Raw genomic sequence first — 23,606 nt, 5'->3', positions numbered from 1 at the left:
CGGTCGGGGCGTGAGGATGGGCCCATGAACGCATCGCGGGACGCCGTCGGTCCCCCGCCCGAGCCGGATCACCGTTACCTGCTCGACAACGCCCGGGCGGAGGCGGGCGAGCGGTTCACCTGGCTGGCCGCGCTGTTCGACGGTGTCACGCGCGGGCACGTGGACCGGCTCGGGGTGCGGGCGGCGTGGCGGTGCTGGGAGGTCGGCGCCGGCGGCCCCGGCGTTCCCGAGGCGCTCGCCGCGGCCGTCGGACCGACCGGTCACGTGCTCGCCACGGACATCGACCCGTCCTGGCTGGACCCCCACGCCGGGTACGAGGTGCGCCGGCACGACGTCGTCCGGGACCCGCCGCCGCAGCCGGGCACGTTCGACCTGGTGCACGCGCGGCTGGTGCTCGTCCACGTGCCCGACCGGGCCCGCGCGCTGGCCACGATGGTGGCGGCGCTGCGGCCCGGCGGGTGGCTGCTGGTGGAGGACGCCGACACCGAGTTGCAGCCGCTGGCCTGCCTCGACGAGGTCGGCCCGGCGCAGCGGCGGGCCAACAGGCTGCGGCGCGCCGTGCGGGAGCTGATGACCCGCCGTGGCGCCGACATGCGCTTCGGCCGGACGCTGCCCCGGGCGCTGCGGGCGGCGGGCCTGGTGGACGTGGCGGCGGCCGGCTGCTTCCCGGTCGGCGGGGTGGCCTGCGACCGGCTGGAGGCCGCCACGGTGCGGATGGTCCGCGCCGAGCTGCTCGCCGCCGGGCTGACCGACGACGCCGAGATCGACGCGCACCTGGCCGCCGTCGACGCCGGCGACCTCGACCTCACCCTCGCGCCGCTGGTCTCGGCGTGGGGCCGCCGTCCCACCTGACCCCGCGTCGGCCCGGACGTGGCGACGGGGCCGGGACGGGTCACAGGCTCATCGGCACCGGGTCGGCGGCCAGCGCCCGGAATCGCTCCCGCGGCTCGGGCACCAGCCGCCGGGCGGCCAGGTCCAGCAGCCCGCCGACCCCGGTCACCGCGGCGACCGGGGTGCCGTCCGGGCGGGTGAAGTCCTGCACGATGCCGAACGTCTTCCCCTCGCCCCACCGGAACTCGCAGGTGACGTCGACCTCGTCGCCGCCGCGCAGCTCCCGTAGGTAGCGCACGGTCACCTCCAGGGCGACCGGCCCGACGCCGGCGGCGAGCAACCGGTCCTGGGCGATCCCGGCGGCGCGCAGGCACTCCCAGCGGGCGTGCTCGGCGTACTGGAGGTAGACCGCCTGGTTGAGGTGCCCCTGGGTGTCGAGCTCGTAGCCGCGCACGGTGACGCGCACCCGGAATGGATCTGCCATGCCGGCAGACTAGCCAGCGTCCTCCGGCGCGCGGGTCTCGACCAGCGCGCCGTCGGCCAGCCGCAGCCACCGGTCCACGCCGATCGCGGCCAGGAACCGCGGGTCGTGGCTGACCACGATCAACGCTCCCCGGTAGCCGCCGAGCGCGCTCTCGAGTTGCGCGACGCTGTCCAGGTCGAGGTTGTTGGTGGGCTCGTCGAGCAGCAGGAGCTGCGGTGCCGGCGAGGCGTTCAGCACGCAGGCCAGGGTGGCCCGCAGCAGTTCGCCGCCGGAGAGCACCCGCACCGGCAGGTGTACCCGGTCACCGCGGAACAGGAAGCGGGCGAGCAGGTTCATCCGCTCGGCGTCGGCGAGCCCGGGCGCGAACGCGGTGAGGTTCTCGGCGACCGTGCGCGCCGGGTCGAGCAGGTCCAGCCGTTGCGACAGGTACGCCACCCGGCCCTCGACCCGGGTGGCGGTGCCGGCGACCGGCGCCTGGTCGCCGCTGACCAGGCGCAGCAGCGTGGACTTGCCGGCGCCGTTGCCGCCGGTGAGCGCGATCCGTTCCGGCCCCCGGACGGTCAGGTCGACGCCGGCGCCGGCGAACACCGACCGGCCGTCGTACCCGGCGCGCAGCTTCTCGCCGTGGAAGACGGTCCGGCCGGCCGGCACGGCGGTGTCGGGCAGGTCGATCACGATCCGGTCGTCCTGGCGGGCGGCCCGACTGGCGTGGTCCAGCCGGGTCTGCGCGTCGCCGACGCGCGCGGCGTGCGTCTCGGCGGCGCGGCCGGCCGAGACCTGGGCGTCGCGCTTCAGGCCACCGGCGACGATCCGGGCCAGCCCGGCGTCGGGCAGGTTGCGCGCGGCGGTGGAGGCGCGGCGGGCGGCGCGTTCGCGGGCCTGCTGCAACTCGCGCTTCTGCCGCCTCAGGTCCTGCTCGGCGCTGCGGACCTGGCGGTCGGCGACCTCGCGCTCGGCGTGCACGGCCTGTTCGTAGGCGGTGAAGGTGCCGCCGTACCAGCGGATCTCGTCGTCCTCCAGGGACGCGATGCGGTCCATCTCGTCGAGCAGCGCCCGGTCGTGGCTGACCACCAGCAGGCAGCCGGTCCACCCGCGCAGCACCGCGGTGAGCCGTTCCCGGGCCGCCTCGTCGAGGTTGTTCGTCGGCTCGTCGAGCAGCAGCACGTCCGGGCGGCGCAGCAGTTGCCCGGCCAGGCCCAGGGAGATCACCTGGCCGCCGCTGAGGGTGCCGAGGCGGCGGTCCAGCGCCAGTTCGCCCAGGCCCAGCCGGTCCAACTCGGCCCGGGTGCGTTCCTCGACGTCCCAGTCGTCGCCGACGGCGGTGAAGTGCTCCTCCCGGGCGTCACCGGCCTCGATGGCGTGCAGCGCGGCGATGGCCCGGTCGACGCCGAGCACCTGCGCGACGGTCTGCTCGACGGCGAACGGCAGGTGCTGGGGCAGGTAGCCGAGGACACCGTGGACGGTGACCGTGCCGGCCGCCGGCCGCAGCTCGCCGGCGATCAGCCGCAGCAGCGTGGTCTTGCCGGTGCCGTTGGGAGCCACCAGGCCGGTCCGGCCACCGGGCACGGAGAAGGACAGGTCGGTGAAGACCGGAGTGTCGTCCGGCCAGGAGAAGGTGAGAGCGGAGCTGACGACGTAGGCGTCGGACATGATCGACCTCGGAGGAGAAGCGCCGGCGCGCGGCGTGGCGCCCGGCGGTGACAGGGGACGACGAAGGGGGCCGCGGCGACGGCGCGGGGTGCGCGCGTCGGCGGCCGTCCGGGGCTCTCACCCGGAGATGTCGTCGTCACCTGCCATGATCACTCCGATGCTCGGGGACCGTTCCACCCTAGCTCACCGCCGGCGAACCGGCGCGCGGCTCTGAGCGGTCAGGCCGGCCAGGCGTGACCGATCCCGTCGAGCAGCAGGAGCACCCCGTCGGTGGCCGCCTCCCGGTCGCGGGCGATCGCCACGTACTCCGGCGAGGTGGACCACCGCTCGAAGTCCTCCCGGCTGTCGAAGGACAGCAGGACCACCTTGTCGTGCGGCCACTCCCCGGACACCACCCGGGGTGCGGTGTCGGCGGCGAGCAGCCGGCCGCCGTGCCGGGCCAGCACCGGCAGGAAGGCGGCGACGTACCGGTCGTAGCGCGTCCGGTCGTGGACGGTGAGCTGCGCGAGGGCGTAGACGGTCACCGCGCCAGGCTAGCCTCTACCCATGATCTTCATCACCGCCAAGTTCCGGGTCCGGGCCGCCGACGCCGACCGTTGGCCCCGGATCGCCGCCGACTTCACCGCCGCGACCCGGGCGGAGCCCGGCTGCCTGTGGTTCGACTGGTCCCGCAGCCTGGACGACCCGACCGAGTACGTGCTGGTCGAGGCGTTCCGCGACGACGAGGCGGGCGCGGCGCACGTGCAGTCGGCGCACTTCCGCGAGGCGCAGCGCACGCTGCCGCCGCACCTCGCGGAGACGCCGAGGATCGTCAACGCGACCGTGCCGCAGGACGACTGGTCGCTCCTGGGTGAGATGGCCGTGCCCGGCGACGCCTGACGCCGGTCACGGGATGCTCAGCCCGTACGCGGCGAGGATCTCCAGGATCGGCTGGTAGTAGCTCGTGCCACCGCTGGTGCAGTTGCCGCTGCCGCCGGAGAGGATGCCGAGGACGGTGCCGGTCGCGGCCACGTAGAGCGGGCCGCCGCTGTCCCCCGGTTCGGCGCAGATGTTGGTGCGGATCAGCCCGGTGACGCTGCCCTCGGCGTAGTTGACGGTCTGGTTGAGACCGGTGACCAGGCCGCACCGCACACCGGTGGTGGCGCCGCTGCGGCAGACGGCCTGCCCGACGTACGCGTTGCCGGCGCCGGAGATGGTCACCTGGCCCGGGTAGGTGTAAACCGCGCTGGGGTGGGCGACCGTGCCGGTGTAGCGGACCACCCCGTAGTCGTTGCCGGGGAAGCTGCTGCCGGTGCGGGAGCCGAGCACGCTGGTGCGGGCGCTGTCGGCGTACCAGGTGGCGCCCAGGTTCGTGCAATGTCCGGCGGTGACGAAGTACCAGGTGCTGCCGCTGCGCGCGTTCGCGCCGAGCGAGCAGCGCCCGCCGCCGCCGTAGACCGCCTGACCGCCGGCGATGAGTGTGCGCAGCCGGCCCGGCTCGTGCCGCAGCACCGCGCCGGCGCGGGTGGCGCTGCGGCGCAGCGCGGCCAGCTCCGCCCCGCGTACCGTGTCGTCGACGGTGACGGTCAGGCGGCCGGTGGCCGGGTCGGGGCCCCAGGCGATGCCGGCGGTGCGCACCTCGGCGAGCGCGGCCGGCGCGGGTTGCGGCGCGCCGGCCCGGGCCACGCCCGGGGTGCCGGCGAGCAGGGCGGCGAGGGTGAGGAAGACGAGCGACGGTCGGCGCATCGGGAAACCTCCTGCATCGGCAATAATCGATGTCCTGCCAGCATCGACCCTGGGCCGCCCGGGTTCAACCGCCGACCGTCGTCGGACGCCGGGCAGCGGGCCGAAAGTTTCGGAGCCCGGCGACCGGCCCGACCCGCGCGCCCCGGGGTGAATAGAGACATCGAGAGCGTTAAGTTTTCGGAACGCTTCCGGTAGGCTCCCGGCAGAGATTCGCTTCGATCACTCCACGGTGACGGGGAGTCACTCCCCACCCACGCGGCCTCCGGGCGGCCGCGGCCGAGCCGACACCGTGGTGGGCGGTGGTCGAGGTGGACCATCCCATTGGTCAGGCTAGGAGAGGCTTCAGATGGACAAGGTGTTCGCCCGCACCAGTCATAGCACGGCAGCCCGGCCGCGCACCCGAGCCGCGGTGGTGTCGATGCTGGCCGGGGCCGCGGCGGTCGCGGCGACGGTCGCGGTCGCGACCAGCGCCAGCGCCGGCACGACCCTCGGCGCGTCGGCGGCGGAGCAGGGCCGCTACTTCGGCACCGCGGTGGCCGCGAACAAGCTGTCGGACGCCACGTACGTCGGCATCCTGAACCGCGAGTTCAACATGGTCACGCCCGAGAACGAGATGAAGTGGGACGCCACCGAGCCGTCCCAGAACCAGTTCACCTACAGCAGCTCCGACCGGATCGTCGCGCACGCCCAGGCGAACGGCATGCGGGTGCGCGGGCACGCGCTGGCCTGGCACTCCCAGCAGCCGGGCTGGGCGCAGAGCCTGTCCGGCACCGCGCTGCGCAACGCCATGGTCAACCACATCACCCAGGTCGCCACCCACTTCAAGGGCAAGATCTACGCCTGGGACGTGGTCAACGAGGCGTTCGACGACGGCAACGGCGGCCGCCGCGACTCGAACCTCCAGCGCACCGGCAACGACTGGATCGAGGTCGCCTTCCGCACCGCGCGCGCCGCCGACCCCGGCGCCAAGCTCTGCTACAACGACTACAACACCGACAACTGGACCTGGGCCAAGACGCAGGGCGTCTACAACATGGTCAAGGACTTCAAGGCCCGGGGCGTGCCGATCGACTGCGTCGGCTTCCAGTCGCACTTCAACAGCGGCTCGCCCTACCCGGGCAACTACCGCACCACGCTGCAGAACTTCGCCGACCTGGGCGTGGACGTGCAGATCACCGAGCTCGACATCGAAGGCTCGGGCAGCGCGCAGGCCACCACCTACGGCAACGTGGTCAAGGACTGCCTGGCCGTGGCGCGGTGCAACGGCATCACCGTCTGGGGCATCCGGGACAGCGACTCCTGGCGGGCCAGCGGCACGCCGCTGCTCTTCGACGGCAGCGGCAACAAGAAGGCGGCGTACACCTCGACGCTCAACGCGCTGAACGCCGGCGGCACCACGCCGCCGACCAGCACGCCGCCCACCAGCACGCCGCCGACCAGCACCCCGCCCACGACCCCGCCGCCCACCACCACGCCGCCGACGACCCCGCCGCCGGCCGGCGCCTGCACCGCGTCGCTGACGACCAACCAGTGGCAGGGCGGCTTCGTCACCACCGTGCGGGTCACCGCCGGCGGCAGCGCGCTCAACGGATGGTCCGTGTCGCTGACCCTGCCGTCCGGCTCGTCGGTCACCAACACGTGGAGCGCCCAGGCCAGCGGCGCCGGCGGCGCGGTGACGTTCCGCAACGTCGACTACAACCGTCAGGTCGGCGCCGGCGGCAGCACCGAGTTCGGTTTCCAGGGCACCGGCACCGCGCCCTCCGGCACGGTGAGCTGCACGGCCGGCTGAGCACCGCCCGTGGTCCGGCGCGGCATCCCGTCGCGCCGGGCCACGGCGCTCAGTCCTCCAACTCCGGGCCGAGCAGCCGGATCTCCTCGATGTCGGTGGCCGCCTGGAGTTCCCGCAGCACCGCGTCGTCGATCTGGTTGGTGTTGCGCAGCCGGGTGACCGCCTGCCGCTTGCGGTCCAGCATCTCCAACTGCAACCGGCGGACCATCTCCCGCTCGCGGTCCGCCTCCTCGCTGCGCGGGTTGCGGACGTCCGCCAGGTGGTCCTGGTAGCCGGCACGCAGCCGGTCCACGGCGTCCGGCGCGACGCCCAGGTCGGCGGCGACCGACGGCAACGCCTCCAGCGCCGCCTCGGTAGCCCGGATCCGCGCCCGGCGCACCTCGTCCTCACGTTCCCGGTCGCCGGTCAGGCCGGCCCAGCTCACCACCGCCGGCAGCGTGGTGCCCTGCACCACCATGATCAGCACGATCACCACCACGGTGACGAAGATGATCAGATCGCGCTCGTGCACACGGCTGCCGTCGTGCATGGTGACCGGCACCGCCAGCGCCGCGGCGAGCGAGACCGCGCCCCGGAAACCGGCCCAGCCCGCGGCGGTACGCATCCGGGCGTCGAAGTGCGCCGACCGACGCGACTCCCGCCGGTCGACGCCCTGCAGGGCGGACACGGACAGGTGCACCCAGCCCAGCCGGGTCACCACCACGACCAGCGCGACGAGCACCGCGATGCCGAACGAGGCGGCCGGCGAGTGACTGGTGATGCTGCGCAGCGAGCCCGGCACCTGCATGCCGAGCAGCACGAACAGGCTACCGTTGATCATGAAGGTGGACAGGTCCCAGAACGCGTAGGCGGTGACCCGGGAGCGGGCCCGGATCACCCGGGGCCCCGCGTACGACAGCAGCAGGCCGGACACCACCACCGCGAGCACCCCACTGGCGTGCGCCGCGTCGGCGAGCAGGAACGCCACGAAGGGGGTCAGGATGCTCAGCCCGCCCTCGCGCATCGGGTCGTCGACGTGCTTACGGATCAGCACCACCAGCCCGCCGACGAGCAACCCGGCGGCGACCCCGCCCAGCGACTTGCCGACGAACTGGCCGGTGAGCGAGAACGCCCCGGGCACCCGCCCGCCCGCGATCACGCCCGCCGCCACCGCGAACAGCACCAACGCCGTACCGTCGTTGACCAGGCTCTCCGCGCGCAGCGTGGTGAGGATGCCGCGCGGCATCCGCTTGGCCAGGCCGGCGACCGCGGCGGCGTCGGTGGGCGCCAGGACCGCGCCCAGCACCCACGCCGCGGCCGGTTCCACACCGAGAGCCTGCGCGACGTACGCGACCGCCACCATCGTGATGATCACCAGCGCGACGGCCAGCAACACGATCACCGCGAGGTTGGCGCGGATCTCCCGCAGGCTGATCACCAGGCTCTCCCGGTAGAGGATCGCCGGGAGGAACAGCACCAGCACCACCTCGGGTTCGAGGACCACGTTCTCGAACGGCGGCAGCAGGCCGAGCAGCGCGCCCATCGAGATGAGCAGCACCGGCGGCGCGACGCTGTACCGGCCGCCGATGGTGGTGCCGACGAGCACGGTGACCCCGAGCACCGTGATCAGCACGAGTGCGCTCACGCCCGTACCCCCGTCGCCGTCCGCCGGGTCCACCGTGCCGCACGGCACGACCGGGTGGGCCGGAACGGCCCGATCACTACTCGAAGCGGGACGGGTCGCCGACGCCCCGGCGCAGGATCTCCGGCTCGTCCCCGGAGAGGTCCACCACGGTGGTGGGCTCCAGCCCGCAGTCGCCGGCGTCCACCACGGCGTCGACCTGGTGGTCGAGGCGTTCCTTGATCTCCCAGCCCTGGGTCATCGGCTCCGCCTCACCGGGGAGCAGCAGCGTGCTGGAGAGCAGCGGCTCACCCAGCTCGGCGAGCAGCGCCTGGGTGACGGTGTGCTTCGGCACGCGCGCGCCGACCACCCGCCGCCGCGGGTCCTGAAGCCGGCGGGGCACCTCCGAGGTGGCCGGGAGCAGGAACGTGTAGCTGCCCGGGATCACGGCCTTGACCTGCCGGAAGACCGCGTTGCTGAGCTTGACGAACTGGCCGAGCTGGGCGAAGTCGGCGCACACCAGCGTGAACGGGTGCCGCTCGTCCAGCCGCCGGATCTCGCGGATCCGCTCCACGCCGGCCCTGTTGTCCAGCCGGCAGCCGAGGGCGTAGCACGAGTCGGTCGGGTAGACGATCACCCCGTCGGCGCGCAGCAGATCCACCACCTGCCGGATCACCCGAGGCTGCGGATTGTCCGGATGCAGGTCGTAGTACCTCGCCACGCCGGCCAGCCTATGCCCGTTCCCGATCATCCGCAGGTTTGGCGGCGGCCGGTTCCGGAAACAGGTCAGGGCCGTTCACCACAGGGGGGATCGAACATGTCCGGATCGCTGACCGACCGTGTCGCCGACCGTCCGGCGGAGGTGACCGACCCACTGCTGTGGGACCTGTCCGCCGCGGTCGCCGACGCGCACCAGCCCGACGCGCAGCGGGCGTGCGCCAGCCCGAGCTGCGCCGGGGCCGCCTGGCCGTGCCCCGCGTGGAACGCCGCCCAGGCCGGCCTGACCGCCGCCCGACCCGGTTCACCCGCCGCCCGACCCGGTTCACCCGGCTCCACGGCCGTCCGACCTTCGCCCGGCTTCACCGCCGCCCGACCCGGTGTGCCCGCCGCCCAGCCCGGTGTGCTCGCCACCCGACCCGGTTCACCGGCCTCCACCGCTGCCCGACCCGGTTCAGCCGACTCCACCGCTGCTCGGCCCGGGTCCACCGCGACCGGCACGACTCATCCCGGCGACACCCTCACCGCCGCAGCCGGCGACCCCGTCGACGCCGACCGGCCGGCCGGCGAGAACCCCTCGTCGCCTCCGCCGCCTGACCTCACCCCCACCCCGCCCGCGCCGCCACCCCACCCCTTCGATCTTGGACTTGTGGTCGTTGACAAAAGACCTGATCCCGGCAATCCGGGCGCCACAACTCCAAGATCGGCGAGTGTGGGCGGGTCACCCCGGACGGGAGGGTCGAGCAAGGGGTTTGTGTCGCCGGGTGAGCCCGGGGCTGACACGAACTCCTTGATCGACGCTCGGCTCGGGTGGACGCCATGACGGTGGTACGGAGCCCAGACACCCATGGCGTTCCACTCGCGCGGTGACTGGGACGCTATGGGTGCCGGCGGGGCGCGCAGACACAGACCACGTTCCACTCGCGCGGCCAATGCACGGTGACCGGGACGCCATGGGTGCCAGCGGGGCGCCCGGACAGCCACGCGGCCGCGAGGGTCGGCACCTGCGGCGTTTCCACGTACCCGGGCCTGCGGACGAGGGGCGACGGAGGTGGGTGGGGGCCGCGTCGGGTGAGGCGTCCACGGTGGATCGGCGGGACGTGGCGGGCGGTTCCCGTGGGAGCCGTCCCATGGCTCTGAGAGCGCTCTCTTTGGTAACGAGACATTGACGGACGCGTAACCGGAACCTAATCTCGCTTCTCAAGAGAGCGCTCTCTCGACGATCGGACCACACTCCGAACACCACCTTCTCCTCTGAAGGGGACCTCCATGACACTCCCCCTGCGGGACGTCTCCCCCGTACCCCCGCCGGCTCCCGTACCGTCCCCGCCCGCCGGCGTCGTCGGCGGGTGACCGCCCTCGCCGCCGTCTCCGTGCTCGCGGCCGGCCTCCTCGGCGTCGTGGTCGGCGGTGGCGGCACGGCCGCCGCCGGCACCGTCGGCGCGGGCAGCTACACCGAGACGCTGCCGCCCGGCGCCGTACTGCCCAAGGGCTGCGGCACGGTCAGCACCAACCCCCGGATCTTCGCCACCGCGGACGCCCCGGCCGGCGCGATCCCCACCAACGACTGGTGGTCGTCGCTGATCTGGAAGCGCAACACCTGCGGAGGCAGCGAGAACCTCCAGGCCCACCCGCTGGCGTTCAAGGCCGAGAACAACGGGCTGGGGCTGTCCTACACCACCACGCCGGCGATCAGCGGCACCGCCACCGGCGTCGGTGAGTACCACTACCCGTACACCGAGGACGTCCGGGTCGGGGTGGCCGGGCTGGCCGCGCCGGTGGTCAAGGCCGCCGACTGGACGGACTGGACGGTCACCGCGGACTGGAGCGACGGCAGCCGGAGCATGCGGGCCACCATCGGCCACGGCCTGCCGTTCAGCTACTACACCGTCACCGGCGGCGGCGCCGCGCAGCTCACCGCCACCGCGACGCCCACCGTGTGGCGCAACTCCGACGCCACCATCGGCTTCACGGTCAACGGCCACGACTACGTCGCGTACGGGCCGACCGGCTCGACGTGGACCGTCAACGGCGCCGGGATCAGCTCCACGCTGGCCGGCAAGGGCTACTTCTCGGTCGCGGTACTGCCCGGCGGCGCGGACAAGGCCGCCCTGGCCGACACCTACGGCCGGTACGCGCACGCGCACGTCACCGGCACCCGGATGAGCTACGCGTACGACCCGGCGACCGGTTCGGTGCGCACCACCTACGCGTTCACCACCACGCCCCGCGAGGGCACCGAGACGAAGACCGTGGTGGCGCTCTACCCGCACCAGTGGCGCAGCCTCACCGGCGCCACCCCGATCACCCCGACGTACGTCTCGCCGCGCGGCGCCATGCGGGTGCTCGCCGGCGTGCCGTCGTTCACCACCTCGATGCGCTTCACCGGCGTGCTGCCCGAGGTGCCGGCGGTGGGCGACTCCACCGGCGCGGACCTGAGCACGGTCACCAACTACCTCAACGCCGAGCTGGCCAACCCGGAGGGGATCAGCGGCCAGGACACCTACTGGGCCGGCAAGGGCCTCGGCCGGGCCGCCCGGATCGCCGAGATCGCCGACCAGCTCGGGCTGGCCCCGGTGCGGGACAAGGCCGTCGCGGCCATGAAGGCCCGGCTCACCAACTGGCTCACCGCCTCCTCCGGCGAGACCAGCCAGCTCTTCTACTACGACCGCAACTGGGGCACGCTGATCGGCTACCCCGCCTCGTACGGCTCCGACGAGGACCTCAACGACCACCACTTCCACTACGGCTACTTCATCGCCGCGGCGGCCACGCTGGCCAAGTTCGACCCCGGCTGGGCCGACGACACCCGCTACGGCGGCATGGTCGACCTGCTGATCCGCGACGCCAACAACTACGACCGCGCCGACAACCGCTTCCCCTACCTGCGGGACTTCGACATCTACGCGGGCCACGACTGGGCCTCCGGGCTGGCGCCGTTCTTCGCCGGCAACAACCAGGAGTCCTCGTCCGAGGGGATGAACTTCGCCAACGCGCTGATCCAGTGGGGCCAGGCCACCGGCAACACCGCCGTTCGTGACGCCGGCGTCTACCTGTGGACCACCCAGTCCGCGGCCATCTCGGAATACTGGTTCGACGTGCACGACGAGAACTTCCCGACCGGTTTCCTGCACAAGACCGTCGGCATGGTGTGGGGCGACGGCGGCGCGTACGCCACCTGGTTCTCGTCCGCGCCGGAGATGATCCAGGGCATCAACATGCTGCCCATCACCGGCGGCCACCTCTACCTCGGCGAGTACCCGGAGTACGTCAAGGCCAACTACGCGGAGCTGCTCGCCAACAAGGGCGGCCCACCGACGGTGTGGCAGGACATCATCTGGGAGTTCCTCGCCCTCGGCGACGGCGACCAGGCGCTGCGCAACTTCCGGGCCAACAGCACCTTCGCCAGCGAGGAGGGCGAGAGCAAGGCGCACACGTTCCACTGGATCCGCAACCTGGCCGCGCTCGGCACGGTGGACTCCTCGGTCACCGCGAACCACCCGCTGGCGAAGGTGTTCAAGAAGGGCACCGAGCGCACCTACGTGGCGTCGAACATCACCGCGTCGCCGCTGACCGTCACGTTCTCCGACGGCACCACGCTGGCCGTGCCGGCCGGCAAGACCGTCACCTCCGGGGCGTACACCTGGAGCGGCGGCAGCGCCACCGGTGGGGTGACGGTGCCGACCGGTCCCCCGCCGACCGGGACGCCCACGCCCACCCCGACCACGCCGACCCCGACGCCGACCACGCCGAGCCCGACGCCGACCAGCGCCAGCCCGACGCCGACGCCGACCGGCCCGAGCCCGAGCCCGAGCACCCCGACGCCGCTGGAGCCGACCCGCTACCTGCGCTCCGGCGGGGAGCTGGGCGGCACGGCCGGCCCGGCGGGCACCGTGACGGTGGCCGCGGCCAACGGCAACCACGACGGGTCGCCGGCCAACCCGCAGGTGTTCACCGCCACCGGGCTGACCGGCACGTACACCGGCGGGAACACCGCTTTCGACCTGGCCGTCGACGCGGGCACCGCGGTCGGCAACGGCGTCCAGACCCGGGTCTCGTACGACCTGACCGGCGACGGCACCTTCGACCGGGTGGAGACCTACCGGTACTACGCCACCGACCCGGTCACCGGCGTGGAGCACTACCGGCAGACGCAGGGCCTGGCCTCGGCCACCGGCACGCTGGGCGACCTGTCCGGCGGCACGGTCCGGATCGAGGTGTGGAACGCGATCGGCGCCGGCGGCACCTCGCTCGGCATCGGTGACGCGTCCCGCCTGGTCCTGCCGTACGCCGGCGGCACCACCGCCACCACCACGCCACCGGCGGCGGGCGGGTTCACCGCCGAGCGGCACCTGGTCTCCCCGGCCGGGCTGGCCGGCACGGCCGGGGCCTCCGGCGCCGCGACCGTGCCGGCGGCCGGCGGCGACCACCTGGTGTTCACCGCCACCGGTCTGACCGCCCGCTACACCGGCGGGGCGACCCGGTTCGACCTGCTCCTGGACGCCGGCACGGCGGTGGGCAACGGCACCCACGTCCGGGTCTCCTACGACCTGACCGGCGACGGCAGCGCCGACCGGGTGGAGACCTACCAGTACTGGGCCACCGACCCGGTGCCGGGTTGGGAGCACTACACCCAGGACCGGGGTCTCCAGTCGGGCGTCGGGACGCTCGGTGACCTGGCCGGCGGCACGGTGACCGTGGAGGTGTGGAACGCCATCGGCGGCGCCCCGACCAGCCTCGGTGTCGGCGACCGCTCGACCGTCACCCTGCCCTTCGGCGCGTGACACCGACCGGAGCCCCGGCCGTCCGACGGCCGGGGCTCCGGTCCGTCCGCCTCACCCCGGCCCGCGCCGGCGGCTCAGGGCCAGCGGGTGGCGGTGGACTCGAACAGCTCCCGGTCACTGGCCACCGGGATCACGCAGACCAGGTGGCCGCCGGGCGCGCGCAGCACGTGGCAGTCCTGCCAGCGGGAGACCGGCGTGGCGCCCAGCCCGCGCAGCCGCTCCACCTCGGCGGGCACGTCGTCGGTCTCGATGTCGAGGTGGTGCCGGGGCGCGTCGTCGACCGCCTGCACGGCGGTGACCAAGCCGGGCACCACGTCGGCCAGTCCGGTGAACTCGGGTTCGCCCGGGTCGGTGCGGACCGGGGCGCCGAGCGCGGCGGACCAGAACGCGGTGACCTCCCCGGCCGACTCCTGGGGCGCGTCGATGATCAGTGCGTAGAGCCGGGACCGGTGCATGGGTCGACCCTAGTCAGCTCGGCCGCCGCCGGCAGCCCCGGTGGAAGCCGTGAGCCGCGCGCGCAACCAGGCCGGGTCGGGGTTCACCACCGCCCCGTCCGGCAGCGCCACGGTCGGCACGGTCTCGTCGCCGCCGGTCACCTCCCGGACCGCCGCCGCTCCCGCCGGGTCGCGCCAGATGTCCACCCAGTACGCCCGCCGCGCGCGCCGGCCCAGCCGCAGGCGCAACCGCAGGCAGTAGGTGCAGCCGGGTCGCCAGTAGACCACCGGCCGGCCGTCACGCGCGCTGCGGGCGCGTGCATCCGCCGCGCTCAGCGACCGGGGGAAGGCCAGCGGCGAGAACAGCACCGCCAGCACGACGAAGCCCACGACGCCGAGCGTGGCCGGCACCACCCCGTCCTGGGTGACGCCCACCAGCACGCCGGTGACCAGCATCAGCCCGGCTAACCACCAACTGCGCAGCCTCATGCGGTCGCCTCCGCGAGCAGTTCCAGCAGGTGCCGGTACGGCTGCCCGGTGGCCCGCGCCAGCCCTATCTCGCAGGTGCGGTTCACCGAGGCGTACCCGTCGAAGGACCGCGCGGTGACGGCGGCGGCCTCGGCCCGGGTGGCCGACGCGGTCAGCTCCGGGTGCAGCAGGCCCCGGTCGCCGGCGAAGCCGCAGCACTGCCAGCCGTCCGGGACCACCACCTCGTCGGCGACCGCCCGGGCCACCGCGAGCAGCGCGTCGTCCAGGCCGAGCCGGGTCGACGAGCAGGTCGGGTGCAACGCCAGCGACGCCAGCCGGCGGCGCACGGTCAGCCGGGGCAGCAGCGTGGTGGCCGCGAACTCCACCGCGTCGACCACCCGCAGGTCGCCGGCGTCGGCGAGCAGCCGGTCGAAGCCCTCGGTGCAGGAGGCGGCGTCGCTGACCACCGGCAGCGCGCCGTCGCGGCTCGCCGCCCGCAGCGCCGGCGGCACCCGGTCGCGGACCGACCGGTAGCCGTCGGTCAGGCCCTTCGACGACCAGGGGGTGCCGCAGCACAGGTCGCCGACCCCGTCCGGCACGAGCAGGCGTACGCCGGCCCGGTCGGCGAGGGTGAGCAGCGCGGCGGTCACGCCGGTGCCACCCTCGGCGGGGGCGAACAGCGTGCCCAGGCAGGACGGTACGAAGACAGCGTCCGGGTCGTCGACCGGACGCGGCCGGCGGGGTGAGCCGCCGGCGGGCAGGTCGCGTCGCCACTGCGGGACCCGATCGGCGCCGAGGACCGCGCGGGCCGCCCGGGTGGCCGCCTCGGGCAGCGCCGGTGGCAGCGCGCCGGCCAGGTCCAGCCCGCGGGCCATGCCCCGGGTGGTGACGCCCCACCGCCGGGCCGCGGCCCGCCAGCCGGTCGACACCGCCCGGCCGTGGTCCTCGGCGCGCAGCCGCTTGACCAGGTCACCGGTGTTGATCAGGACCGGGCAGGCGGTGGCGCACATGCCGTCCACCGCGCAGGTCTGCACCGCGTCGTAGTCGTAGGCGTCGGTCAGCTCCGCCGCCAGCGCGGTGTCGCCGGCGGCCTCGGCGGCGGCGATCTCGCGGCGCAGCACGATCCGCTGGCGGGGCGTGGTGGTGAGGTCCCGGCTGGGGCAGACCGGCTCGCAGTAGCCGCACTCCACGCAGCGGTCCACCTCCTCCTCCACGGTCGGCACGGTCTTGAGGTGCCGCAGGTGGACCTCCGGGTCGTCGCCGAGCAGCACGCCCGGGTTGAGCACGCCGTCCGGGTCGCAGAGCGCGCGCAGCTCGCGCATCACGTCGTACAGCTCGTCGCCGAACTGGCGGCGCACGTACGGGGCCATCACCCGGCCGGTGCCGTGCTCGGCCTTGAGCGTGCCGCCGTGGCCGAGCACCAGGTCGACCATCTCCTCGGTGAAGTCGGCGTAGCGCGCCGGGGCCTCTCCGCCGGCGAACCGCTCGTTGAGCATGAAGTGCAGGTTGCCGTCCTTGGCGTGGCCGAAGATGACGCTGTCGGCGTACCGGTGGCGGTCGAACAGGTCGGCCAGCGCGGCGCAGGTGTCGGCCAGCGCGGCCACCGGCACGGCGACGTCCTCCAGCAGCGCGGTGGTGCCGGAGGGGCGGGCGCCGGCCACGGCCGCGTACAGGCCCTTGCGGATGTGCCAGAGCGCGGCCCGGGCGGCCGGTTCGCCGCTGAGCCGGGCCGGGGTGGTCAGCGGCAGGTCGGCCAGCACCGGCTGAGCGGCGGCGACCCGGTCGGCCAGCGCGTCCGGGTCGGACTCCTGCCACTCCACCAGCAGCGCCGCGTGCCCGCGCACGGCCAGGCCGCGCAGCGCCGCGTCCGCCTTCGGGTCGCGCTGCGCCACCCGCAGGGCGGCGGCGTCGAGCAGCTCCACCGCCGCCGGCCCGGCGGCCACCAACGCCGGCATGGCCGCCATCGCCGCGCCGAGGGAGTCGAAGACCAGCAGGCCGGTCGCGGCGTGCCGGAGCACCGGTACGGTGCGGAACGTCGCCGACGCGACGAACGCGAGCGTGCCCTCGCTGCCCACCACCAGCCGGGTGAGCAGGTCGGCCGGGTCGTCGTGGTCGAGGAACGCGTTCACGCCGTACCCCATGGTGTTCTTCATGGCGAACTGGGCACGGACCCGGCGCACCGAGTCGGGGTTGCCGCGCACCCGGTCGCGCAGCCGCAGCAGGCCGGCGTGCAGCGCCGGCTCGGTGGCGCGCAGCCGGGCGTCGGCGTCCGGCGCGCCGGTGTCCAGCACGGTGCCGCTGGGCAGCACCAGCACCAGCGACTCCAGCGTGCGGTAGGTGTTGAACTCGGTGCCGCAGGTCATCCCGCTGGAGTTGTTGGCGACCACCCCGCCGACGGTGCACGCGGACTCGCTCGCCGGGTCCGGTCCGAGCTTGCGGCCGTGCGCCGCGAGGCGCGCGTTGACCTGCCGCAGCACCACCCCCGGCTGGACCCGCACCCGCCGGCCGCCGTCGAGCACGGTCAGGTCGCGGAAGTGCCGGCGGACGTCGACCAGCAGCCGGTCGGTGACCGCCTGGCCGCTGAGGCTGGTGCCGCCGGAGCGGAACGTCAGCGGTACGCCGGCGCGGCGGCTGTGTGCCAGCAGCGCGGCGACCTGCCCGGCGTCGGCCGGGGTGACCACCGCGCCGGGGTGCAGCAGGTAGTGCGACGCGTCGTGGGCCAGCTTGAGCCGGTCCACCGCCCGGGTGCTCACGCCGCCGGGCACCGCCGCCTCCAGCCCGGCCCGCACCGACGCGCTCAACTCCGCCATGATCACCGCACCTCCCCGCCCACCCTAGTTCCCGCCCAGGTGGGGCCGGTGGAGTGTCAGCCGCCGGCGCCCGCGTACCCGCGCAGCGCCCGCCGCCACGCGACGGTGGTCAGCGCCACCGCGCCGGCCGCCACCAGCACCGCGACCGGCAGCAGGCGCAGGTCGAGCCGGCCCAGCAGGGCCGCGCCCGGCCAGGTGGTGAGGAACGCGACCGGCACCACGGTGAGCAGCGTGCGGGCCGGGTCGCGGTAGAGGTCGACCGGGAAACGGGACAGCTCGACGAAGGCGAACGAGACCCGGTCCAGGTCCTCCGCGGCCACCAGCACCACGGTCGCCGCCATCAGCAGCACGGTCAGCGCGTAGAGCAGCACCGCCGCGCAACCCAGCAGCAGCAGGAACGCGGCCAGCCGGCCGGCGGACACGCCCCGGCCGGCGAGCACCGCGCCGACGGTGGTGAGCACCAGGCCCAGCGCCGGGTCGAGCAGGTTGGTGACCCGCACCCGGCCGAATTTCGTCAGTCCGCCTCGATCCGCGCCAGCACCCGGCGCTGGAACGCGCGGGCGGCCGGCCCGGACGGCGGCGGCCCGCCGGCGCGGGCGGCGACCGCCCGGTGGATGAGCGCCGCGTCGGGGTCGTCGGCGGCCACCCGGCGTCCGGCGTCGACCTTGCCCAGCCAGACGCCGTCGCGGCAGCGCACCAGCGCGCGGCAGGCCCCCAGCACCGCGTCCTCGGCGCCCGGGGCGGGCGCGTCGCCGGGCGGCGTGGGCAACGCCAGCCACCACCGCAGCGCGTCGACCAGCAGCGACCGCAGCGTCGCCGGGTCCGGGTCGGCGAACGCGTCGGCCGCGGGCGGGCCGAGCAGGGTCAGGCCGGACTGGCGCAGGATGCTGCGGTCCAGCGCGTACCAGAACCGCCCGTCCGCGGCCGGCCGGTCGACCGGGTCGTACGTGGCGCGGAACGGCATCGTGGCGCCGGTGTTCAGCTCCAGCTCGAAGCCCGGCTCGGGGGTGCCGGAGGCGGCCACGTCCCGCCGGTAGACGACCAGCTCCAGGCCGCGCGCCGGGCAGGGCAGCGACTCGTGTCGCAGCCGGTCCACGAGCGTCCGCTTCGCGGCGACCGTCGGCGGCGCGGCGACCAGCAACGCGACGTCCACGTCGCTGCGCCCGGGCTGGTAGGCGCCCAGCCCGAGCGACCCGGCCGCGTACGCGCCGGCCAGCTCGTCGCCGAGCACGTCCCGGGCGCGCCGGAGCAGGTCGGCGAGGTATCCGGGTACGTCGTCGCGCATGCGGGCATCCTGCCCGGCCGGTTCCCGGCGCCGTCGGCCGGGTCGGGGCCGTCGGCCGGTGCCGTCGGCGCAGGTCGGTTAGCCTGCGAGCCGGGCATGGACACGATCGACCGAGCAGTCGGAGGCATCGCGTGCGGCACAGCGGAGAGAACGGCGAGGGTCCGACCCGACCGCGCCGCCGGGGGCGGCGGCTGCTGGTCGTGCTGGCGGTGTGCACGCTGCTCGCCGGGGGCGGGCTGGTCGCCGGCGGCTACTACTTCGACTCCGTGCCGACGCCCACCGACCTGAAGCTGCCCGAGTCGACCACGGTCCTCTACGCCGACGGCCGCACGCCGATGGCGAAGCTGGGCGCGCAGAACCGCACGATCGTGCCGTACGAGGCGATGAACGATTCGGCGAAGCAGGCCATCGTGGCGGCCGAGGACCGCACGTTCTGGACCAACCGCGGCATCGACGTCAAGGGCGTGCTGCGGGCGGCGTGGGCGAACGTCAGCGGCGGCCAGCGGCAGGGCGCGTCCACGCTGACCCAGCAGTACGCGCGGGTCGCCGCCGACCTGCGCGGCGTCACCTACTCCCGCAAGCTGCGCGAGGCGGTCATCGCCTGGAAGCTCGACGACAAGTACAGCAAGAAGGAGATCCTCGGGTTCTACCTGAACACGGTCCCGTTCGGCCGGGGCGCGTACGGGATCGAGGCGGCCGCGCAGACGTTCTTCGGCAAGACCGTCCGGCGCGACGCGCCGGCGGCGCAGCAGCTCACCCCGGCCGAGGCGATGGTGCTCTGCGCCATGGTGAAGCAGCCCGAGGCAGACCCGGCCGACCCGCAGGGCTCACCCGGCTACGACCCGCGCCGCAACGCCCTCGCGAAGCGGAACTCGATCGACCGCTGGAACTACATCCGCGACGGCATGGTCAAGCTCGGCTACCTGAGCCCGCAGCAGGCGGCGGACCTGGCGTACCCGGACACGGTGCGGCCGATCGACCGCGACGCGGGCGGCTCCGACCTGGACCGGCCGACCGGGCTGGTGGTCAACCACGTGCTGGCGGAGCTGCGGCAGACCGAGCCGTTCCGCGGCAAGCCGGACGAGGTGATCCGCGACGGCGGCTACCGGATCGTCACCACGATCGACAAGCGGGTGCAGGACGCGGCCGAGGCGGCGGCGGACATCCGCCGGGACACCGCGCCGGAGGCGGTCCGCGGGCAGCCGAAGAACTGGCAGGCGGCGCTGGTCGCGGTGGAGCCGGGCACCGGCCGGGTGCTCGGCTACTACGGCGGTGACCGCGGCTCCGGCGCCGACTACGCCGGTTGGTACACCGACGAGCAGGGCCAGGCGCGCGGCTTCGGCCAGCACCCGCCGGGGTCGTCGTTCAAGGTGTACGACCTGGCCGCCGCGGTGCGGAACGGCATGTCGGTGAAGGAGCGGTTCGACTCGCCGGACACGAAGGAGTTCCCGGCGTCCGGCCGGACCCGGGCCAGCGCGGCCGGGCCGATCCGCAACGCCGAGCACGCGCCCTGCCAGCCGGACTGCGCGCTCTGGGAGGCCACGGTCGCCTCGTTGAACGTCACCTACTACGAGCTGACCGAGAAGCTGGGCACCGCCAAGGTGATCGAGACGGCCCGGCAGGCCGGCGTGAACTCGATGTGGGAGACGGTGCGGGGCAACCCGCGGCCGCAGCGGGTCGACCTGCGCGACGACCCGGCCGGCGAGCTGGCGGAGCACTTCTCCACCGAGGTCGGCATCGGCCAGTACGGCATCACCGTGCAGGACCACGCGAACGGGATGGCCACGTTCGCGGCCGGCGGCAAGCGCGCCGACGCGCACTTCGTCCGGTCGGTGACCAAGGGCGACGACAAGGTGTGGACCGAGCAGTTGCGGCAGACCGACCTCGACCTGAACGCCGAGGCGGTCGACCAGCTCGACTGGACGTTGCGCCGCGTGCGGGCGGCCAAGCTGGACAACGGGTGGGACTCCGCCGGCAAGACCGGCACCTGGCAGGCCGGGCAGAGCACCACCAAGAACGTGCACACCTGGATGGTCGGGTGGACCGGCGCGCTCGCCTCGGCGGTCTGGCTGGGCACCACCGACGGCAAGCCGCTGCGGACCACCGGCGGCAGCTACGAGGTGTACGGCTCGACCGGGGCCGCGCCGATCTGGCGGCAGTTCATGACCCGGGCCACCGAGGCGATGAAGCTCGACCCGGACCGGTACCGCTTCTCCGAGCCGGCCTTCCCCGGCGACACGCCGAAGCCGACCCCGCCCGCGCCGACGCCGAGCAGCGCCGCGCCGAGCCCGTCCGTGTCGCCGACGCCGAGCCCGACGCCGTCGAGTGCGAGCCCCAGCCCGAGCCGGCGGCCCGGACCGCGGCCGACGCTGTCGCCCTCGCCGACGACGACGCCGCCCGGCGGGCCGCCGACGAAGACCCGGGGACCACGCTGAAACTCTGTGCACCATGTGGGGACTGCGGCAATACGCGCAGATCGGGCACGTAATCCTCCACTGCCGACAATGTTCGCCCTGATCAGGGGCTATTGAAGATCATGGCTTCCTGAATTCGGGGCGACGGCGGGGTGTCCGGCGGAAGTCGGTTGCCCAGGTCACCCATTGCTCACGGATCCGACGGCGTGTGATCGTGCACCAGCGAGTCGTCGACCCCCGGCGACTCACGACGGTCGATCTGTCGACCCGGAGCCACGCCGGCAGCTCCGGTGACCGGCCGTCACCCTGCCTCGCACCATCGCGCCGCCCGACCCCACCGGGCTCCGTGCGGCGCGCCTCAGGAACAGGAGCGAACCCTCGTGAAGCTCTCCCCCCGCCTCGCCGCGCTCACCGGCGCGGCCGCCGCCGGCGTGATCGCCGCCGGCACGGCCGCCGCCGTGCAGGCCGCGCCACCCGGGCCCGCCGCCCCCAACCCCGCCCAGGCCCGTGCAGCAGCCGCCGACTCGGCCCGCGCGCTGGTCGCGAACCGTCCCGCCTACCTCCAGGCCGGTTCCGACGACGCGTTCGTGCAGAAGCCGGTCATCTCCTCCGAGGGCACCCAGTACGTGCCCTACGAGCGCACCTACAAGGGCCTGCCGGTGGTCGGCGGTGACTTCGTGCTCGCCACCGACTCCGGCGGCAACCTGAAGTACGCCTCCGTCGCGCAGCAGCGGCCCATCGGCACCCTCGCCACCAGCCCCAAGCTGACCTCGGCCGCCGCCGCGAAGACGGCGCGCGCCCAGCTCAAGACCGTCAGCTCGGTCGAGGGCACCACGCTCGTCGTCTACACGCTCGGCGCCAGCCCGGCGCTGGCCTGGGAGACCACGGTGCGCGGCACCGACGCCGACGGCCCCAGCCGACTCACCGTCGACGTGGACGCCCGCACCGGGGCGGTCCTGCGCAAGCAGGAGCACATCGTCAACGGCACCGGCACCGGCGCCTGGAACGGCCCGGCCCCGCTCACGCTGAACACCACCCAGTCGGGCAGCACCTTCACCATGAAGGACCCGACCGTCACCAACCTGAGCTGCCAGGACGCCGCGAACAACACCACGTTCAGCGGCACCGACGACGTCTGGGGCAACGGCACCGCCACCAACAAGGAGACCGGTTGCGTCGACGCGCTGTTCAGCGCGCAGACCGAGCACAAGATGCTCAACCAGTGGCTGGGCCGCAACGGCGCCGACGGCAACGGCGGCTACTGGCCGATCCGGGTGGGCCTGAACGACCAGAACGCCTACTACGACGGCACCCAGGTGCAGATCGGCAAGAACACCGCCGGCCAGTGGATCGGCTCGCTCGACGTGGTGGCCCACGAGATCGGCCACGGCATCGACGACCACACCCCCGGCGGCATCTCCGGCGGCGGCACCCAGGAGTTCGTGGCGGACACGTTCGGCGCGGCCACCGAGTGGTTCGCCAACGAGCCGTCCAGCTACGACGCGCCGGACTTCCTGGTCGGCGAGAAGATCAACCTGGTCGGCTCCGGCCCGATCCGCAACATGTACAACCCGGGCGCGCTCGGCGACCCGAACTGCTACTCCAGCAGCGTCCCGGGCGGCGAGGTGCACGCCTCCGCCGGACCGGGCAACCACTGGTTCTACCTGCTGGCCAACGGCAGCAGCCCGACCAACGGGCAGCCGGCCAGCTCCACCTGCAACAGCAGCAGCGTGACCGGTCTCGGCATCCAGAAGGCCATCAAGATCATGTACAACGCGATGCTGCTGAAGACCTCGTCCTCGTCGTACCTGAAGTACCGCACCTGGACGCTGCAGGCGGCGAAGAACCTCTACCCGACCGGCTGCACCGAGTTCAACACGGTGAAGGCGGCCTGGGACGCGGTCAGCGTGCCCGCGCAGTCCGGTGACCCGACCTGCTCCGGCGGCACCACGCCCACGCCGACCGCCACCACCACCCCGCCCTCGGGCGGCTGCTCCGGCAACAAGCTGGCCAACCCCGGCTTCGAGTCCGGCAACGTGAACTGGACCGCCTCGTCCGGCGTCATCACCACCGACAGCGGCCAGGCGGCGCACGGCGGCTCGTACAAGGCGTGGCTCGACGGCTACGGCTCCTCGCACACCGACTCGCTCAGCCAGTCGGTCAGCATCCCGGCCGGGTGCAAGGCGACCCTGACGTTCTGGCTGCACATCGACAGCGCGGAGTCGACCACGACCACCGCCTACGACAAGTTGACCGTCAAGGCCGGCAGCACCACGCTGGCCACCTACTCCAACCTGAACAAGGCCACCGGTTACGTGCAGCGATCCTTCAACATCTCGTCGCTGGCCGGCACCACGGCGACCATCTCGTTCAGCGGCGTGGAGGACGCCTCCCTGCAGACGTCCTTCGTCGTCGACGACACGGCGGTCACGCTGAGCTGACCGCGACCCGAACGGCCGGCCGTCGCCCTCCCGGCGGCCGGCCGTTCCGCGTCCCCGGCTCCGGCTCCGGCTCCGGCTCCGGCTCCGGCTCCGGCTCCGGCTCCGGCTCCGGCTCCGGCTCCGGCTCCGGCTCCGAGATCTTGGTACGAACGGGCCCCTGGAGGGGCCATTCCG

17 protein-coding genes are annotated in these 23,606 nt (G+C 73.9%); 6 read left to right on the top strand and 11 right to left on the bottom strand.

What is annotated here, in order from left to right:
- Positions 1 to 24 precede the first annotated feature (24 nt).
- Positions 25 to 852 (top strand): methyltransferase domain-containing protein, encoded by an 828-nt coding sequence (locus H1D33_RS08655; RefSeq protein ID WP_181568564.1) that lies wholly within the window; start codon positions 25 to 27, stop codon positions 850 to 852.
- 40 nt (positions 853 to 892) lie between these two features.
- On the opposite strand, the gene H1D33_RS08650 is transcribed toward H1D33_RS08655, so the two are convergent.
- From H1D33_RS08650 to H1D33_RS08640, 3 genes are all read right to left on the bottom strand, one after another.
- A complete protein-coding gene (locus H1D33_RS08650) occupies positions 893 to 1,315 on the bottom strand; it encodes an acyl-CoA thioesterase (protein WP_181568565.1) in 423 nt (140 codons plus the stop codon).
- Between the two features lie 9 nt (positions 1,316 to 1,324).
- Positions 1,325 to 2,965 carry an ABC-F family ATP-binding cassette domain-containing protein gene (locus H1D33_RS08645; protein WP_181568566.1) on the bottom strand — a complete coding sequence of 547 codons (1,641 nt, stop codon included), beginning with the start codon at positions 2,963 to 2,965 and terminating at the stop codon, positions 1,325 to 1,327.
- A gap of 218 nt (positions 2,966 to 3,183) precedes the next feature.
- Positions 3,184 to 3,489: a DUF1330 domain-containing protein gene (locus H1D33_RS08640; RefSeq protein WP_181568567.1), complete on the bottom strand. Its 306-nt coding sequence runs from the start codon at positions 3,487 to 3,489 to the stop codon at positions 3,184 to 3,186.
- A gap of 22 nt (positions 3,490 to 3,511) precedes the next feature.
- Here H1D33_RS08640 and H1D33_RS08635 point away from each other — a divergent pair, with 22 nt between their 5' ends.
- Positions 3,512 to 3,844: a putative quinol monooxygenase gene (locus H1D33_RS08635; RefSeq protein WP_181568568.1), complete on the top strand. Its 333-nt coding sequence runs from the start codon at positions 3,512 to 3,514 to the stop codon at positions 3,842 to 3,844.
- A 6-nt stretch (positions 3,845 to 3,850) separates the two neighbouring features.
- Here the strand turns inward: H1D33_RS08635 and H1D33_RS08630 are convergent, their stop codons facing one another.
- A complete protein-coding gene (locus H1D33_RS08630; RefSeq protein ID WP_181568569.1) occupies positions 3,851 to 4,690 on the bottom strand; it encodes a S1 family peptidase in 840 nt (279 codons plus the stop codon).
- Positions 4,691 to 5,036: 346 nt separating this feature from the next.
- On the opposite strand from H1D33_RS08630, the gene H1D33_RS08625 reads away from it, so the two are divergent.
- On the top strand, positions 5,037 to 6,479 hold the full coding sequence (locus H1D33_RS08625) for a glycoside hydrolase family 10 protein (protein WP_181568570.1): 1,443 nt from the start codon (positions 5,037 to 5,039) through the stop codon (positions 6,477 to 6,479).
- Positions 6,480 to 6,528: 49 nt separating this feature from the next.
- Here the strand turns inward: H1D33_RS08625 and H1D33_RS08620 are convergent, their stop codons facing one another.
- Both H1D33_RS08620 and H1D33_RS08615 read right to left on the bottom strand, forming a co-directional pair.
- Positions 6,529 to 8,103: a Na+/H+ antiporter gene (locus tag H1D33_RS08620; protein WP_181568571.1), complete on the bottom strand. Its 1,575-nt coding sequence runs from the start codon at positions 8,101 to 8,103 to the stop codon at positions 6,529 to 6,531.
- A gap of 76 nt (positions 8,104 to 8,179) precedes the next feature.
- Entirely contained in the window at positions 8,180 to 8,800 is a 621-nt protein-coding gene (locus tag H1D33_RS08615) for an L-threonylcarbamoyladenylate synthase (RefSeq protein WP_181568572.1), read from the bottom strand.
- Positions 8,801 to 10,145: 1,345 nt separating this feature from the next.
- Here H1D33_RS08615 and H1D33_RS08610 point away from each other — a divergent pair.
- Positions 10,146 to 13,580 carry a glycosyl hydrolase gene (locus H1D33_RS08610; RefSeq protein WP_307755374.1) on the top strand — a complete coding sequence of 1,145 codons (3,435 nt, stop codon included), beginning with the start codon at positions 10,146 to 10,148 and terminating at the stop codon, positions 13,578 to 13,580.
- A 74-nt stretch (positions 13,581 to 13,654) separates the two neighbouring features.
- Here H1D33_RS08610 and H1D33_RS08605 read toward each other — a convergent pair whose 3' ends face one another.
- The 5 genes from H1D33_RS08605 to H1D33_RS08585 are packed head-to-tail and all read right to left on the bottom strand — an operon-like array spanning position 13,655 to position 18,577.
- The gene (locus H1D33_RS08605) at positions 13,655 to 14,035 is read right to left on the bottom strand and encodes a VOC family protein (protein WP_181568573.1); all 381 of its coding nucleotides are present in this window, start codon (positions 14,033 to 14,035) and stop codon (positions 13,655 to 13,657) included.
- A 9-nt stretch (positions 14,036 to 14,044) separates the two neighbouring features.
- A complete protein-coding gene (locus H1D33_RS08600) occupies positions 14,045 to 14,503 on the bottom strand; it encodes a glutaredoxin domain-containing protein (RefSeq protein ID WP_181568574.1) in 459 nt (152 codons plus the stop codon).
- Positions 14,500 to 17,292: an FAD-binding and (Fe-S)-binding domain-containing protein gene (locus H1D33_RS08595; RefSeq protein WP_181568575.1), complete on the bottom strand. Its 2,793-nt coding sequence runs from the start codon at positions 17,290 to 17,292 to the stop codon at positions 14,500 to 14,502. The genes H1D33_RS08600 and H1D33_RS08595 overlap by 4 nt, the downstream gene beginning before the upstream one ends.
- Positions 17,293 to 17,348: 56 nt before the next feature.
- A complete protein-coding gene (locus H1D33_RS08590; RefSeq protein WP_181568576.1) occupies positions 17,349 to 17,792 on the bottom strand; it encodes an ABC-2 family transporter protein in 444 nt (147 codons plus the stop codon).
- 14 nt (positions 17,793 to 17,806) lie between these two features.
- The gene (locus tag H1D33_RS08585; protein WP_181568577.1) at positions 17,807 to 18,577 is read right to left on the bottom strand and encodes a nucleotidyltransferase domain-containing protein; all 771 of its coding nucleotides are present in this window, start codon (positions 18,575 to 18,577) and stop codon (positions 17,807 to 17,809) included.
- A gap of 131 nt (positions 18,578 to 18,708) precedes the next feature.
- On the opposite strand from H1D33_RS08585, the gene H1D33_RS08580 reads away from it, so the two are divergent.
- Both H1D33_RS08580 and H1D33_RS08575 read left to right on the top strand, forming a co-directional pair.
- Positions 18,709 to 21,012 carry a transglycosylase domain-containing protein gene (locus H1D33_RS08580; protein WP_181568578.1) on the top strand — a complete coding sequence of 768 codons (2,304 nt, stop codon included), beginning with the start codon at positions 18,709 to 18,711 and terminating at the stop codon, positions 21,010 to 21,012.
- 359 nt (positions 21,013 to 21,371) lie between these two features.
- Positions 21,372 to 23,432: a M4 family metallopeptidase gene (locus H1D33_RS08575; RefSeq protein WP_181568579.1), complete on the top strand. Its 2,061-nt coding sequence runs from the start codon at positions 21,372 to 21,374 to the stop codon at positions 23,430 to 23,432.
- Positions 23,433 to 23,606: the final 174 nt, after the last annotated feature.

This window comes from Micromonospora ferruginea (assembly GCF_013694245.2).
Classification (GTDB): Bacteria; Actinomycetota; Actinomycetes; order Mycobacteriales; family Micromonosporaceae; genus Micromonospora; species Micromonospora robiginosa.
This window is presented reverse-complemented; position numbering and strand designations above follow the sequence as displayed.